We start from the raw sequence: 14349 nt of genomic DNA, 5'->3' as shown, positions 1-14349 counted from the left end.
AAGGTATCATCGTTGAAGTAATACAAGTATTGCCATAAGAGTTAGGAAAAAATGAATAAAACAACAAAAGATGAAGTTATATCCGATATAGCTAAAGTAATTGGGCCCTTGTTTGAACAAAAAGGATTTGTGCAAAAGAAAAATATATTTGAATTTCATGATAGTAACACTAACAATATATATCAATATGAAATACTTCTTTCGAAAAGCAAGGGCTATTTTTCACTACATTTACGCCTAAATTTATTGAATAAACCATTTATGAAAGAAGTGAATAAAGTTCTTGAAAAGGTATTATTAGATAAGGATTATGATTATCTTAAAGGTTGGGATGATAAATCAATAAAAAGTACAATAAAATCAAGACTTAGAGATTTTATTTTAGGGATGGTAACAGATTGGCGTGATTTTAAAGAGAAAAATGAATCATTGTCTGATTTTAATGATCGATTTTTTATCTGGGTTACTGCCTTTAATGATATTAATGAAATCCCTAATTGGAAAGCGCAACTAGTGCAAAGTGTTTTATTTACTGAAAAATGGGTTTCGGATATTCAATCTAATCCGGAACAATGGATAATTAACCATACAGCATACCCAGCTCTATACCTTTTGAAAAAACAAAACCGAATTATCGAATTAAATGAAAAATATAATTATTTGTTAAAGGGAAACAATTATAAAGGTGAGCTTATGTGCTTTTATAAGTATTTAACTGAATTGTAAAAGCTAAGCGAAACAGGGAGTTTCGACTCAAATAAGGCAATGAATTATTGGGTGCTTTTCATTGTCGTCAATTATTTAAAAATGCATCTTCTACTATAAGAAATGACTACACAATGAATAAGACAACAAGAGATGAAGTTATATCCGATATAGCAAAAGTAATTGGCCCTTTGTTTGAACAAAAAGGATTTGTGCAAAAGAAAAATATATTTGAATTTCATGATAGTAACACTAACAATATATATCAATATGAAATACTTCTTTCGAAAAGGAAGGGCTATTTTTCACTACATTTACGCCTAAAATTATTGAATAAACCATTTATGAAAGAAGTGAATAAAGTAGCTAAAAAAGTATGGTTAGATGAGGATTTTATTCGTCTAGATGGACGTAGTGATGAAATGATAAAATACGCAATGAAGATAAGACTTAGCGATTATAATTTAGGAATGGTAACTGATTGGCGTAATTTCAAAGAGGAAAAAGAACCTTTGTCTGACTTTAATGATCGATTTTCTATTTGGTTTTCTGTTTTTGATGATATCAATGAAATTCCTAATTGGAAAGCGCAACTAGTGCAAAGTGTTTTATTTACTGAAAAATGGGTTTCGGATATTCAATCTAATCCGGAACAATGGATAATTGACCATACAATATACCAAGCTTTGTACCTTTTGAAAAAACAAAACCGAATTATTGAGTTAAATGAAAAATATAATTATTCTTTAACACTATATAAATCTAATAATGAGCTTATTTTCTTTTATAAGTATTTAACTGCCTCATGAAAATTAAGTTAAAAATGGAGTAGTTTTCAGATGATCGATTATCAAAGTACTTTGTGATTAACTTTTACTTTTTAAACTGGTGTTAGCACAAATATTGTGACCACTATTGAAGAAGTGGATGCACTGGATAATCACACTTACCAGTCGCTAATCCTCTCACCATGATTGAGCGGGTGGATGGCAGTTGTCAACAGTACATTTATAATCAAGCTGTCTTAGTGAAAGCGGTACACGATTTTGATGGCACGGTGACTAGGTATCATTATAACGGACGCGGACTGTTACAAGAAAGATTATCCCCTGACAATAATGAGTTCTTTTTGATATTTTTGAAAATTAGGAAAGGTAAATGAGTTCTACAGAGCAAGCATTAAAAGTATTAAAACTATTTTTAACAGAAATGAAGAAATGGGAAGATTACTGGTTTGAGTTTAGATGTGCGAATTTAGGAGTTAATTTAAATTATAGAAAAGAGCTAAAACAAGAAATTGATGCCATTTATGAAAAATATGTAACGGTTAGAGAAAGAAAACGAGGATTGCAGGTTGCTTTATCTACGCAGTTTCCATCGACATTTACTCCTGATGGTGAAATCATTAGTTGTGAATTAAGTGCTAATAATAAAAAAATAGTAATTGAGGTTCATAAAAAATTTGATACGGGAGTTGTATACGAATATCGATATACGTTAATTTTTAAAAATAAGGAATGGCGAGTTGACAAACGTGAGGTGCTTGAATATGACGGTAGATGGTGTAAGAGTAGTTTATAAATGATATGGAAGAGCGCGTCGCTGCTCTTCCCGTGCCTGAGTATTAATACACCATTAACTAAATCATATTAAACGAAAAAATTGTGTTGATGTATTTAGGATAACTTAATTAAATAACCTTATCAGCTGATAATTAATTCTGCATTGTAATTTGTTACTATCAAGTATTCACATTAATGATAATTTATCCAACAAGACCCGATAGGTTTAATTGGGGATTAACCTTTACCAATATGCGCCTAATACACTTTCTTGGATTGACCCGTGGGGGTTAATAAGTTGTCGCCTAAAATACATGGGAAAGACTCCTGGTAAAAAGAGTAAAACAGGCCGAGAAGTTATAAGAAGTTATAGATCGATTGCGTAAGAAAGATTTTGTTCGTGGTTTCGACGATGAGACGGTGTTTAAAAGTCCAACTGATGGTAAATGGTATGATATTAAATATGCAGATATGGCTCATATAACTGATGCGGTTGTATGGTGGAATGAAAAAGGTAGATTTTACGGGCCTAAATCTAAGGAAGTTAGAGAGTTTATGACAAATGCAGAAAACTATGTATTGGAATATTATTCGCATAACCGTTCTCAAGGGGCGAAATTAGGAGTTACATATCTGCCCCCTGAGGATTCTATCAGACCACCGATAAAACCAGAAAATTATGATTAAAGGAGGATAAGCATGAAAACACTTATTGATAATAAACTTGAGGATGAAATAATATCTATAGTAGAAAGTGGCAATTTAGATCGTATTAAAAAAGATTTTTCTAGTGCTTTAAATAAATATAATCAAGCTTGGAAATTAATTCCTGAACCAAAGTTAGACTGGGAAATGGCTCGTTGGATTTGCTCATGTATATATAGAGTTTATTTTCAGATGACAGATTTTTCCAATGCTAAAAATTGGGCAGAAATATCACTATTGACAAGCGGATCTGATATTGATGTAGGACCAGCGATTAATCTGGGAATGGTGTGCTATGAATTAGGTCAATACGACGAATCATACAAATATTTTGGTGAGGCATATAATTTAGGTCAAGCTCGACCATTTAAAGAAATACCTAAAAAATATTTAGACTTTTATTTAAATAAGAAAAAGATAAAACATAACTGACAAACTGGAACGGCCATTATCCAATGGTTATCACTACGATTATGATGGTTTTGGTCGACTGATTAAACGGCAACGACCGGCTGAAAACATCACGCAGTGGTTCAGTTATAACCATGAACATCAACTTATAGAAGCGAGGGTTGAGAGTTTACAATACCGCTCAATCACCCGATACCAATATGATGCGCTGGGTCGACGAATTAATAAGACGACGGAGCATTACGATAAATACAGTCAGCGATTTACCACAACAGGCACCGATTTTAGTTGGCAGGGAATGCGGTTAAGTGATGAAGCCAATGCGCAACAACATATATTAGTATTACTAATGACATATAAAGAAGAGTCGATGAACATAGAAAAACTGGAAGATTAGATCCAAGATCGGAAATGGTATCTATAGAGGAAAACTTGACATATGGAAAAGTGAGAGGTGTGGAACAACATAATATAGAAAAATATAAAACTCGAACGGGAAAGATAGGTGAAGCGGTATCTTCAATAAACCAAGGTAATAAATATAACTTTTTTGATCACAATCGAATTGACTCTAAGGCAGCTGTGTTTAAAGATAATTACAATAACAGAATAAAAAGGGACAGTTAATGAATAATTTTAAATTTTGGGGATGGGATAAAAAACCTAGGACAATGTTACGTTTTATAAAACCAGGTGATATATTTTGCGTCAAACTGAATGATAAAAAATATATTTTCGGGAGAATTATTTCAAGAGTATTTGTTGGTCGTGTTGCAGAGATTTTTAACTATGTATCATCAACGCCCGAAATAAAGGTCGAATATATTGATTCATCCAAGAGAATGTTTGCACCCATAGTATTAGATAGTTATACACTATTTGATCGAAAGTTTGAAAAAGAAGCGGATTGGCGGATTATAGGACATCAGAATGATTATATACCTACAAATGTAGATGATGTCTATTTTACCTTCGGTGAAGGAGCATATTGTAAAAAGGTTGATATTTGGGATAATAAAACCCTTATATCAGAAAGCGAGGCTAAAAAATTACCTGAATTAACTGCTATGCGTAATTATGGTGTGAAGCAGCTACTAAAAGAATATATAAAGCTTGAATAGTCAAATATCAAGTGTTCAAACTGATTTAAGGAGATATGTGTTTAAAGGGAATGACAATAATAGAATAAAAAGGGACTGTTAATGAATGATTTTAAATTTTGGGGATGGGATAAAAAACCAAGGACAATGTTACGTTTTATAAAACCAGGTGATATATTTTGCGTCAAATTAAATGATAAAAAATATATTTTCGGCAGAATTATTTCAAAATTATTTTTTGGTCGTGTTGCAGAGATTTTTAACTATGTATCATCAACGCCCGAAATAAAGGTCGAATATATTGATTCATCCAAGAGAATGTTTGCACCAATAGTATTAGATAGTTATACGCTATTTGATCGGAAGTTTGAAAAAGAAGCGGATTGGCGGATTATAGGACATCAGAATGATTATATACCTACAAATGTAGATGATGTTTATTTTACCTTCGGTGAAGGAGCATATTGTAAAAAGGTTGATATTTGGGATAATAAAACCCTTATATCAGAAAGCGAGGCTAAAAAATTACCCGAATTAGCTCCTCAGTGTGATTTTGATGTGAAGCAGCTACTAAAAGAATATATAAATGAATAGTCAAATATCAAGTGTTCAAACTGATTTAAGGAGATATGTGTTTAAAGGGAATGACAATAATAGAATAAAAAGGGACTGTTAATGAATAATTTTAAATTTTGGGGATGGGATAAAAAGCCTAGGACAATGTTACGTTTTATAAAATCAGGTGATATATTTTGCGTCAAACTGAATGATAAAAAATATATTTTCGGCAGAATTATTTCAAAATTATTTTTTGGTCGTGTTGCTGAGATTTTTAACTATGTATCATCAACGCCCGAAATAGAAGTCGAATACATTGATTCATCCAAGAGAATGTTTGCACCAATAGTATTAGATAGTTATACGCTATTTGATCGGAAAACCGAAAAAGAAGGGGATTGGCGGATTATAGGACATCAGAATGATTATATACCAACAGATGTAGATGATGTTTATTTTACCTTCGGTGAAGGAGCATATTGTAAAAAGGTTGATATTTGGGATAATAAAACCCTTATATCAGAAAGCGAGGCTAAAAAATTACCCAGATTAGCTCCTCGGTGTGATTTTGATGTGAAGCAGCTACTAAAAAAATATATAAAGCTTGAATAGCAAAAAATGCGACCAAGTTATCGTGATCATACAACCGAACGAGATGCAGTAAGAAATACAATGGACAATAACCTAACTAAATATGCTTTTGATCCCGAGTAATATTTATATTTTAATGAATAAGAAATAGATATGATCTCAAATCCTTATTTACCCCCTGAAGACAATAGAACTAAAAAAACGATAATCCAACAAATCAGAAAATTTGCAAGTAGGTTTAAATTCGATCACTCAGCTATTTGGAGTTGGCACAATAATGGTTCTGATGAAGTTAATTGTCATACCTTTCTATTTTTATTGTTAGGTGAGCTTAAAGTAGCCGATCCGATTATTGCAAAAAAAGAGGATTATCATTTTATAGCCTATTTTTATTATCTCAAAGAAGACTCTAAGATTGCTAATCAAAAACGTATACAGTCATTAACTGATTTACAAGAATTATCATCACGACTTCCTCCTAAAATATTAATTAATGATAATCGCTAGATTAAGGGTGGCTTATGAAAATAGCATTTTTAAAAAAAATACACTTGTTTATTCTAATAAGTTTATTTTATTCAATTTTTGGAATGGCTATCAACAACGATAATTTAACCGATGATATCATCATCGATCAATTAAAAATACAAGGCATTAAACCGCATGTCACTTATATTCACTCTGGAGATATCTACAGTAAATATAAGAATTTTCCAACAAAACCATTTTTAACATTATCTGAGGCTGAAAAAAAATCTCCCAATGATTCAAATAATATCATTCAATTTATTGAGCTAGATGATAATTATCAATATAAACATATTGTTGAGAAGGAAAGAGATCTAATTGATATATTGTTTCCCATTGCCTTATTTGACGATTATTCAGATGGTGAGCATTTCTTTACTCTTGATGAAAAATACCAACTCCATCATTTAAATTCAGTTGAAGAAGCTTGGAAACAAGACTGCTATCTCAAAATAGTGATTGTAAAAGGGAAAGTTGTCAAAATGCAAAAACGCCCCTTAACATATATTACCAAAACAGTATTTTCATATTGGTCAAATGGTAATAAACAACAAGAAATCAGTGAAAAGCTAGATTTGAATAATAATGTGCTTGTTCATGATGAAATTGAATATGATCAAACAGGACAAAGAATAAAATTATTAGAAGATAACTTTATAACCAACTATAAAGTGGTTATGACTTATTTATACACGCAAGACGTTTATGCATTAATGGATATTTTTAATGAGGAAGGGATTAAGGTTAATCATACAATTTTTTATGATAAATTAGGTAATGTGGAAAGCCAATATTTAGATGAGTCTGGACAAATTATACATACCAGCAATTTTGAGCCAAACTTATCAACAGATGCATATTTACCACAATCTGCGATTTATCAATCTATCCCGATGGATATTTTACGAGTACATCCATCCCATGTAGGCAAACTGATTGAACAAATGGCATCTAAGGACAATTATACCTTAGCTGACCAAGAAGCTGTCACACGAGCCAAATTTCTAGGTATACAATCAAATAGTACTTATTATCATCCAACCCCCTTCCCACAATGGGGAAAAGATCGTTATAAAAATTATCCTCACCAATTAACTATGACATTAGCTCAAGCTGAATATCAACACCCCAAAGAACAATATGTTGACTTAGTCAAAGTAACAGTCGGTGACAATTATCAATATCAAACCATTTCCAGAGAAAAATGGCTACAAGTCCCGTTATCAATACCACACGAACAATTTAAACCATTAGAAAATGGCACCTATTTTTTTACTCTAGATAAGCAAGGTCAATTAATACCATTAGATGATATTGAACAGGCAATTATATTGCCTAGCTACGTGCGAGTCGAAAAAGTAATGGGAAAAATTGCTTCAATACTTCAAAAAACACGAATCCAAAAAACGCAACAGGTTTATGAATACAACAAAAATAACCAAATGCACAAAGAGATTTTAACGGTGCTAGAAAGTCCTAGCATGCCATTAATAACCGTTGAAACAATCTATGATGATATTGGTGTTTTTGTCGTATCACAAACGATCAAAGATAGTCAAAACAAACGAATCGCTGTTTTTTCAAAATTTAATGATAATAATATTTATGGCGTGATTGAGCGATTTAATCGGGAAGAGGAGAAAACCAATCATATTACTATTTATCGTAATACCCTTATTGAAAATCGTCATTTAGACAAAACGGGGAATACGCTATTGATTACAGATGATTTGACTAATGAAAATGATCCACAACTTTATGATGAATTACCACTTTATTCGGATAAATTGATTCAACAAATATTCAAACAATCTTTAGATAAATTCAAAACAAATCAAGTAAATTAGACTTTTAAAATCAATTAATAAATAAATTGTAAAATGTGTAAGAGATATTAAAAAATGAATACTCAATCCGTTAAACAGTCTGATAATTGGCAAGAAAGTATAGCTCTAACCGTATCTAAAGGGGCCAGTTATGAACAAAAAATAGTAACTGGTGTTAAAGAATTAACCCGAATCAGGATATGTCGACTACCGATTTTAATACTTGGCGGTCGTGTTGAAGTGGATACTAAATCACCATCAGGTCATTACTGGATCGAAATTATCAACGATTTAAGCAAAATGGACGGTAGTGAACTGTTTATTGAAAGTTATGGCTGGTATCCTCAAGAGCCAGTAACCTTTTCAAACTCTTTTACTGTATTTGGATGCCTGAATAGTGATTGCGTTTATTTTCGAGATATGGATGATAAGGAAAATGAAGATATTTCAAATGAAGTCGGTAGCGTTATAATCAAAGAAGAAGAAAAAATGATCTTATCTGTTTGAGTATTTTGTAGATAAATATATTTTGTATAATCCTCATTTTACTAAATTCTTTTCATCTGCTTTCATTCACAAAGACAAGTATCGTTATGTTCCAACTGATGGAGCAATTATACTCCAAATAGAAAATGATGAAGAAATCAGAAAACAAGCGGATAAGATTTATAAAAGAATGAAATGTGTTAAAGATAGTGCTGAGAAATTTACTAAAAAATAATAGATAAGGATGATAACAATGAAAAAAAAAGTGACATTAACCTTAATGGTGATGACATTGTTAATATATTTATTAGGAGCTATGATGACAGGTTTAATTAATCCATTTGATGTTGCTAAATGTATTGAAATTCGCATCATGGGTATTAAACCTCATGTTCCCTATTATGGTTCCACCAAAACTATTTTCAATCATTACCGAATTCCTAATAATTATCCTGATTTTTCACCAATTACTCTTGAACAGGCAGAAAATGCACCTTATCGGGTTAATAATCCGTTCAGTACAAGACTTAAAATTAATGAAGTCGGTGACAATTATCAATTTAAAATACGTTGGAGTTATGAACGTAAACCCGAATATATTTTACTTAATAATCAACAACAAGCCAGTTTAAAAGAATTGGGAAATGGTTCACATTTTTTTATTTTAAATGACGATTTACAATTGCAACCTATTACCATTGAAAACGCGATTACCTTACCTAATTATATAAAAGTAACAAAAGAGATGGATAAAATTGTAGCGATTGAAAAAAAACCCTTACTTTCCATCAGCAAATGGGAATATGAATACTGGCCACACAGTGCTAAGCTCCATTATTTACGATATTTTAAGTATGCTATTGATAAGAAAACCATATTGCAATCTTTAAATGTGGAATATGACGAAGAGGGTGAAAAGGATCAGCCATTAATATCGGTAACTAAAAACCAAAATAATAAACCGATAAGTATAAGAAAATCCTATCCCAAAGGAAATGAATATTTTTCTGAAACCACATTATTTAATGAGCAAGGTGACAAAACGGAGATCTTTTATACTCCCAGTGTTGGTAATAGTAAAATTGTTCACCTTGATAAAGAAGGAAATATAATTGAAGTTACATATGGTCATGTTCCATCCCATAGAATTGCTAATTTTGAAGAAGAGGAACGTTATAAAAATCTTGAAATTGACACCAGTAAAAAGTACATAATAGATAGAGATTAATTAAAATCAAAAAATAGTTTTCGAAACCATAGAAAGCCTAATACATATAATTGGGAAAAACCATATTCAATTTGTAAATACAGCGGTTATAGAATTAAAGCGAATTCGGTTCTGTTGACTTCCAATAGTTACGAGTCAAAACAATACTCACCATAGGCATTGAAATATACGAAAGGATATACTATTGAATCCGGACCTCCCTACGGTGCAACGCATAAAATTGAATATAACCAACAAATAATAGAATAAGCCACTAATTTTAATATAGAATGAAAAAGTAAAAGATAATGCGCTTATTTGCTTCTATAAGTATTTAACTACCTCATGAAAACTAAGCTAAAAATGGAGTTCCTTTGTTGAAGAAGTGTATGCATTGGGTGAGCACACTTACCAATCGCCTCACCATGATTGAGGTGGCCGTTGTCAAGAGTTTACATTTTTATATTTCAACATGTTGCGTTATTATGCTCCTAACTGTGGACTATTTACCATACAAGCCACCTAAATTCATTAACCTAGGTAAGCTCCTCTGGATTTGTTTACAGTGTCAAACTAAACAGGTAAAAACCAACTAAATTAACTCACTTCCCTGAAACTAGGGAAAACCAGAGAAAATTGCCTGGTTTTTCAGTGTCTAATTAGTGAGAGAAATTAAATGACAAATAAAGTGACAAATAAAGTGACAAATAAAGTGAATCATATTATTCAGTTAATAAAAAAGGGGTATAGACAGCCGCATGATATTGAAGTGGTAGCTTGCGAAATATATTATTCATCAGAATACAATAAGTTAATATGTAAAAATATAGTTAACGATTTTATCAATAGTGTGGTTACCTCTAAGTACAGTAATATTGTTGAAATTACTTATGACTATATGAGCAGATTAATTTACTCTGATGGAGATTTACTCTATGAAGAGTTTTTAAAAGTTCTCCATTTATTTGACTCAATAAATATTTTCTTTTGTTTGGGGATTAATGAATCTCATGATGTGATAGAAAAGTCTGATGTGGATATGGTATTTTTCCTAAAAAAATATAAAAAATGGGGCAAGAACATTGTAACAAGTCATATCGAAAATAAACAATGGTGGCAGCGGGTTATTAATTTAAAAGACATCTAAATAAAGCCGGAAAGATCTCTTCTGATTATTTTTTTATCTGCTATCAAATAGGAAAGAGAATGGAAAATGAAATTCCCTAAGGTATAGTGAATAAAAAATAAGGAATAGAGAATGAAAAACATGAAAGATTATCTAATTGACATATTTAATGAATACAAAAGCAAATATCCAGAGTTGAAAATTTGGTTAAGCGATAATACTGTCAGCCAATCATGGGGGATGGGAGTATTGTCAGCTTACTCTTTAGAACCATATAACTGTGAATTATTGGGGTATAAACCTGGAAGGATGCTTAAAAAAAAGGACTGCTCTCCAGCAGCTAATAGACATAAATATTTTATGGATATTAATAATAATATTATCGGAGAGATAAGCTACGCTAAATTCTCAAATTTGAAAAAAGAATGGCTTGTATACAGGAAATTTTACTTTAGACAAGACAATGAGATAATTGGATTAATATTTGGAGCTACTCTTGAAAGTAAAGATGATGCCAATCTAAATCATGTGATTTTAGTGAAATTAGATGACGGTATAATAACTGATTCTTATTCTTACTCATATGATAATAGGTTTGCAGCAAAGAAATATCTTTACAAAGATAATGTTATCACGAACATAGAACAACGTATGTGGTTGAGTACATATATTGAACGCTATTATAATATAGAAACTGAACCAACGCTAAAAATCACTGAAAACACGCCGAAAGGTCTTATTCAGATATATCCAAGTAATTGATTTTATCTAAAAAACCGGAAGATCGCCTTTTGCTCCTTCCGGTTTTATTTGCTGCTATCATGACGCAATGTCTGCCTCAGCCAATGCTTTATGAATTTTGTTGACTGCCTATTTAATCTCATAAGCTTTATCATCACTGACCCATAGGCACGCAGTTCAGACCAGCTTAAGCACATAATCATTGGTTAGGAAGGAAAATGGAATGAAATTCCCCAAGGCATAGTGAATGAAAAATAAGGAATAGAGAATGAAAAACATGAAAGATTATCTAATAGACATATTTAATGAATACAAAAGCAAATATCCAGAATTGAAAATTTGGTTAAGCGATAATGCTGTCAGCCAATCATGGGGGATGGGAGTATTGTCAGCTTACTCTTTAGAACCATATCGTAGTGAATTATTGGGGTATAAACCTGGAAGGATGCTTAAAAAAAAGGACTGCTCTCCAGCAGTTAATAGACATAAATATTTTATGGATATTAATAATAATATTTTCGGAGAGATAAGCTACGCTAAATTCTCAAATTTGAAAAAAGAATGGCTTGTATACAGGAAATTTTACTTTAGACAAGACAATGAGATAATTGGATTAATATTTGGAGCTACTCTTGAAAGTAAAGATGATGCCAATCTAAATCATGTGATTTTAGTGAAATTAGATGACGGTATAATAACTGATTCTTATTCTTACTCATATGATAATAGGTTTGCAGCAAAGAAATATCTTTACAAAGATAATGTTATCACGAACATAGAACAACGTATGTGGTTGAGTACATATATTGAACGCTATTATAATATAGAAACTGAACCAACGCTAAAAATCACTGAAAACACGCCGAAAGGTCTTATTCAGATATATCCAAGTAATTGATTTTATATAAAAATCGGAAGATCACCTTTTGCTCCTTCCGGTTTTATTTGCTGCTATCATGACGCAATGTCTGCCTCAGCCAATGCTTTATGAATTTTGTTGACTGCCTATTTAATCTCATAAGCTTTATCATCACTGCCCCATAGGCACGCAGTTCAGACTAACTGAAGCGCTTGACCGTTGGTTAAAAAACAAAATGGGAAAGTTGGATATTGGCACATTAATAGGAAAGAAAATGGAAAATGGAATGAAATTCCCCAAGGCATAGTGAATGAAAAATAAGGAATAGAGAATGAAAAACATAAAAGATTATCTAATTGACATATTTAATGAATACAAAAGCAAATATCCAGAATTGAAAATTTGGTTAAGCGATAATGCTGTCAGCCAATCATGGGGAATGGGAGTAATGCCAGCTTACTCTTTAGAACCATATAACTGTGAATTATTGGGGTATAAACCTGGAAGGATGCTTAAAAAAAAGGACTGCTCTCCAGCAGTTCGTAGACAAAGATATTTTATGGATATTAATAATAATATTATTGGAGAGGTAAGATACGCTGAATTCGTAGATGTGCATAAAGAATGGATTGTATACAGGAAATTTTACTTTAGAAAAGACAATGAGGTAATTGGTTTGATATTTGGAAGCGCATTTGAGAATAAAGATAATGCCAATCTAAATCATGTGATTTTAGTGAAATTAGATGACGGTATAATAACTGATTCTTATTTTTACTCATATGATAATAGGTTTGCAGCAAGGAGATATCTTTACAAGGATAATGTTATCACGAACATAGAAGAACGTCTGTGGTTGAGTACATATATTGAACACTATTATAATATAGAAACTGAACCAACGCTAAAAATCACTGAAAATACACCGGAAGGTCTTGTTCAGATATATCCAAGTAATTAATTTTATCTGAAAGAAACCGAAAGATCACCTTTTGCTCCTTCCGGTTTTATTTGCTGCTATCATGACGCAATGTCTGCCTCAGCCAATGTGTTATGGATTTTATTCACTACCTATTTAATCTCATAAGCTTTATCATCACTGATCCATAGGGCGAGCAGTTCAGACCAGCTTAAGCACAGTGAATAAAAAATAAGGAATAGAGAATGAAAAACGTAAAAGATTATCTAATAGAGATATTTAATGAATACAAAAGCAAATATCCAGAGTTGAAAATTTGGTTGAGCGATAATGCTGTTAGCCAATCATGGGGAATGGGAGTATTACCAGCTTACTCTTTAGAACCATATAACTGTGAATTATTGGGGTATAAACCTGGAAGGATGCTTAAAAAAAGGACTGCTCTCCAGCAGTTAATAGACATAAATATTTTATGGATATTAATAATAATATTATTGGAATGGTAATATACAATGAATTCTCAGTTTGGAGAAGAGAATGGATTGTATCAAGAGAATTTTATGTTATAAAAAACAATGAGATAATTGGTTTGATATTTGGCAGCGCTTTTGAGAGTAAAGATGATGCCAATCTAAATCATGTTATTTTAGTGAAATTAGATGGCGGTATAATAACTGATTCTTATACTTACTCAGATGATAATAACTTTTCAGCAAGGAGATATCTTTACAAAGATAATGTTATCACGAACATAGAAGAACGTCTGTGGTTGAGTACATATATTGAACACTATTATAATATAGAAACTGAACCAACGCTAAAAATCACTGAAAATACACCGGAAGGTCTTGTTCAGATATATCCAAGTAATTAATTTTATCGGGAAAATGACAGAAAAAACGATATTATCTAATAAGGAATCAAATTCAAATCATGCTGCTGATGTTCATATTCCAATAAAGCCAATTAGATCTCCTTATGACTGATGAAATTAAGATGCATACCGATATTTATCAACGTTTTGC

General features: G+C 31.6%; 19 protein-coding genes and 1 pseudogene. All 20 read left to right on the top strand.

Going from position 1 to position 14349, the window contains the following annotated elements:
- Positions 1-51 precede the first annotated feature (51 nt).
- Complete coding sequence (locus AC5LXV_RS00770; protein ID WP_493467113.1) at positions 52-726, top strand: hypothetical protein; 675 nt, start codon at positions 52-54, stop codon at positions 724-726.
- A 113-nt stretch (positions 727-839) separates the two neighbouring features.
- A complete protein-coding gene (locus AC5LXV_RS00765) occupies positions 840-1514 on the top strand; it encodes a hypothetical protein (protein WP_493467112.1) in 675 nt (224 codons plus the stop codon).
- A gap of 349 nt (positions 1515-1863) precedes the next feature.
- Positions 1864-2286, top strand: a complete 423-nt coding sequence (locus tag AC5LXV_RS00760; RefSeq protein ID WP_493467111.1) for an NTF2 fold immunity protein — start codon at positions 1864-1866, stop codon at positions 2284-2286.
- Positions 2287-2645: 359 nt separating this feature from the next.
- Positions 2646-2954, top strand: coding sequence for a hypothetical protein (locus AC5LXV_RS00755; RefSeq protein WP_493467110.1), 309 nt, complete (start codon positions 2646-2648; stop codon positions 2952-2954).
- Positions 2955-2966: 12 nt separating this feature from the next.
- Entirely contained in the window at positions 2967-3404 is a 438-nt protein-coding gene (locus tag AC5LXV_RS00750) for a tetratricopeptide repeat protein (protein WP_493467109.1), read from the top strand.
- Positions 3397-3636 (top strand): annotated as a pseudogene (locus AC5LXV_RS00745) (hypothetical protein); the annotation flags it as partial. The gene AC5LXV_RS00750 and the pseudogene AC5LXV_RS00745, both read left to right, overlap by 8 nt.
- Positions 3637-3794: 158 nt before the next feature.
- The gene (locus AC5LXV_RS00740) at positions 3795-4010 is read left to right on the top strand and encodes a hypothetical protein (RefSeq protein WP_110432370.1); all 216 of its coding nucleotides are present in this window, start codon (positions 3795-3797) and stop codon (positions 4008-4010) included.
- Positions 4010-4504 carry an immunity 26/phosphotriesterase HocA family protein gene (locus AC5LXV_RS00735; protein ID WP_493467108.1) on the top strand — a complete coding sequence of 165 codons (495 nt, stop codon included), beginning with the start codon at positions 4010-4012 and terminating at the stop codon, positions 4502-4504. The genes AC5LXV_RS00740 and AC5LXV_RS00735 overlap by 1 nt, the downstream gene beginning before the upstream one ends.
- A gap of 81 nt (positions 4505-4585) precedes the next feature.
- Entirely contained in the window at positions 4586-5077 is a 492-nt protein-coding gene (locus AC5LXV_RS00730; protein ID WP_493467107.1) for an immunity 26/phosphotriesterase HocA family protein, read from the top strand.
- 81 nt (positions 5078-5158) lie between these two features.
- Positions 5159-5653, top strand: a complete 495-nt coding sequence (locus AC5LXV_RS00725; protein ID WP_493467106.1) for an immunity 26/phosphotriesterase HocA family protein — start codon at positions 5159-5161, stop codon at positions 5651-5653.
- Between the two features lie 132 nt (positions 5654-5785).
- Complete coding sequence (locus tag AC5LXV_RS00720) at positions 5786-6139, top strand: hypothetical protein (RefSeq protein WP_493467105.1); 354 nt, start codon at positions 5786-5788, stop codon at positions 6137-6139.
- A 14-nt stretch (positions 6140-6153) separates the two neighbouring features.
- The gene (locus tag AC5LXV_RS00715) at positions 6154-8007 is read left to right on the top strand and encodes a hypothetical protein (RefSeq protein ID WP_493467104.1); all 1854 of its coding nucleotides are present in this window, start codon (positions 6154-6156) and stop codon (positions 8005-8007) included.
- Between the two features lie 54 nt (positions 8008-8061).
- Positions 8062-8493 carry a hypothetical protein gene (locus AC5LXV_RS00710; protein ID WP_493453205.1) on the top strand — a complete coding sequence of 144 codons (432 nt, stop codon included), beginning with the start codon at positions 8062-8064 and terminating at the stop codon, positions 8491-8493.
- A 232-nt stretch (positions 8494-8725) separates the two neighbouring features.
- On the top strand, positions 8726-9700 hold the full coding sequence (locus AC5LXV_RS00705) for a hypothetical protein (protein ID WP_493467103.1): 975 nt from the start codon (positions 8726-8728) through the stop codon (positions 9698-9700).
- A gap of 655 nt (positions 9701-10355) precedes the next feature.
- Positions 10356-10826 (top strand): hypothetical protein, encoded by a 471-nt coding sequence (locus AC5LXV_RS00700; RefSeq protein WP_493467102.1) that lies wholly within the window; start codon positions 10356-10358, stop codon positions 10824-10826.
- 111 nt (positions 10827-10937) lie between these two features.
- Positions 10938-11567, top strand: a complete 630-nt coding sequence (locus AC5LXV_RS00695; protein ID WP_493467101.1) for a hypothetical protein — start codon at positions 10938-10940, stop codon at positions 11565-11567.
- Positions 11568-11814: 247 nt separating this feature from the next.
- Entirely contained in the window at positions 11815-12444 is a 630-nt protein-coding gene (locus AC5LXV_RS00690) for a hypothetical protein (protein ID WP_493467100.1), read from the top strand.
- A 292-nt stretch (positions 12445-12736) separates the two neighbouring features.
- Positions 12737-13366: a hypothetical protein gene (locus AC5LXV_RS00685; RefSeq protein WP_493467099.1), complete on the top strand. Its 630-nt coding sequence runs from the start codon at positions 12737-12739 to the stop codon at positions 13364-13366.
- Between the two features lie 203 nt (positions 13367-13569).
- Positions 13570-13830, top strand: coding sequence for a hypothetical protein (locus tag AC5LXV_RS00680; RefSeq protein ID WP_493467098.1), 261 nt, complete (start codon positions 13570-13572; stop codon positions 13828-13830).
- The gene (locus tag AC5LXV_RS00675) at positions 13797-14198 is read left to right on the top strand and encodes a hypothetical protein (protein ID WP_493467097.1); all 402 of its coding nucleotides are present in this window, start codon (positions 13797-13799) and stop codon (positions 14196-14198) included. The genes AC5LXV_RS00680 and AC5LXV_RS00675 overlap by 34 nt, the downstream gene beginning before the upstream one ends.
- The last annotated feature ends 151 nt before the right edge of the window (positions 14199-14349 follow it).

The organism is Gilliamella sp. LMG 34359 (assembly GCF_984569085.1).
This window is presented reverse-complemented; position numbering and strand designations above follow the sequence as displayed.

Coding starts and splice junctions, on each gene's coding strand:
- AC5LXV_RS00685 (WP_493467099.1), top strand. CDS start 12,737: ATGAAAAACATAAAAGATTATCTAATTGACATATTTAATGAATACAAA.
- AC5LXV_RS00675 (WP_493467097.1), top strand. CDS start 13,797: ATGGATATTAATAATAATATTATTGGAATGGTAATATACAATGAATTC.
- AC5LXV_RS00725 (WP_493467106.1), top strand. CDS start 5,159: ATGAATAATTTTAAATTTTGGGGATGGGATAAAAAGCCTAGGACAATG.
- AC5LXV_RS00690 (WP_493467100.1), top strand. CDS start 11,815: ATGAAAAACATGAAAGATTATCTAATAGACATATTTAATGAATACAAA.
- AC5LXV_RS00680 (WP_493467098.1), top strand. CDS start 13,570: ATGAAAAACGTAAAAGATTATCTAATAGAGATATTTAATGAATACAAA.
- AC5LXV_RS00710 (WP_493453205.1), top strand. CDS start 8,062: ATGAATACTCAATCCGTTAAACAGTCTGATAATTGGCAAGAAAGTATA.
- AC5LXV_RS00770 (WP_493467113.1), top strand. CDS start 52: ATGAATAAAACAACAAAAGATGAAGTTATATCCGATATAGCTAAAGTA.
- AC5LXV_RS00735 (WP_493467108.1), top strand. CDS start 4,010: ATGAATAATTTTAAATTTTGGGGATGGGATAAAAAACCTAGGACAATG.
- AC5LXV_RS00765 (WP_493467112.1), top strand. CDS start 840: ATGAATAAGACAACAAGAGATGAAGTTATATCCGATATAGCAAAAGTA.
- AC5LXV_RS00750 (WP_493467109.1), top strand. CDS start 2,967: ATGAAAACACTTATTGATAATAAACTTGAGGATGAAATAATATCTATA.
- AC5LXV_RS00730 (WP_493467107.1), top strand. CDS start 4,586: ATGAATGATTTTAAATTTTGGGGATGGGATAAAAAACCAAGGACAATG.
- AC5LXV_RS00720 (WP_493467105.1), top strand. CDS start 5,786: ATGATCTCAAATCCTTATTTACCCCCTGAAGACAATAGAACTAAAAAA.
- AC5LXV_RS00705 (WP_493467103.1), top strand. CDS start 8,726: ATGAAAAAAAAAGTGACATTAACCTTAATGGTGATGACATTGTTAATA.
- AC5LXV_RS00695 (WP_493467101.1), top strand. CDS start 10,938: ATGAAAAACATGAAAGATTATCTAATTGACATATTTAATGAATACAAA.
- AC5LXV_RS00715 (WP_493467104.1), top strand. CDS start 6,154: ATGAAAATAGCATTTTTAAAAAAAATACACTTGTTTATTCTAATAAGT.
- AC5LXV_RS00760 (WP_493467111.1), top strand. CDS start 1,864: ATGAGTTCTACAGAGCAAGCATTAAAAGTATTAAAACTATTTTTAACA.
- AC5LXV_RS00700 (WP_493467102.1), top strand. CDS start 10,356: ATGACAAATAAAGTGACAAATAAAGTGACAAATAAAGTGAATCATATT.
- AC5LXV_RS00740 (WP_110432370.1), top strand. CDS start 3,795: ATGGTATCTATAGAGGAAAACTTGACATATGGAAAAGTGAGAGGTGTG.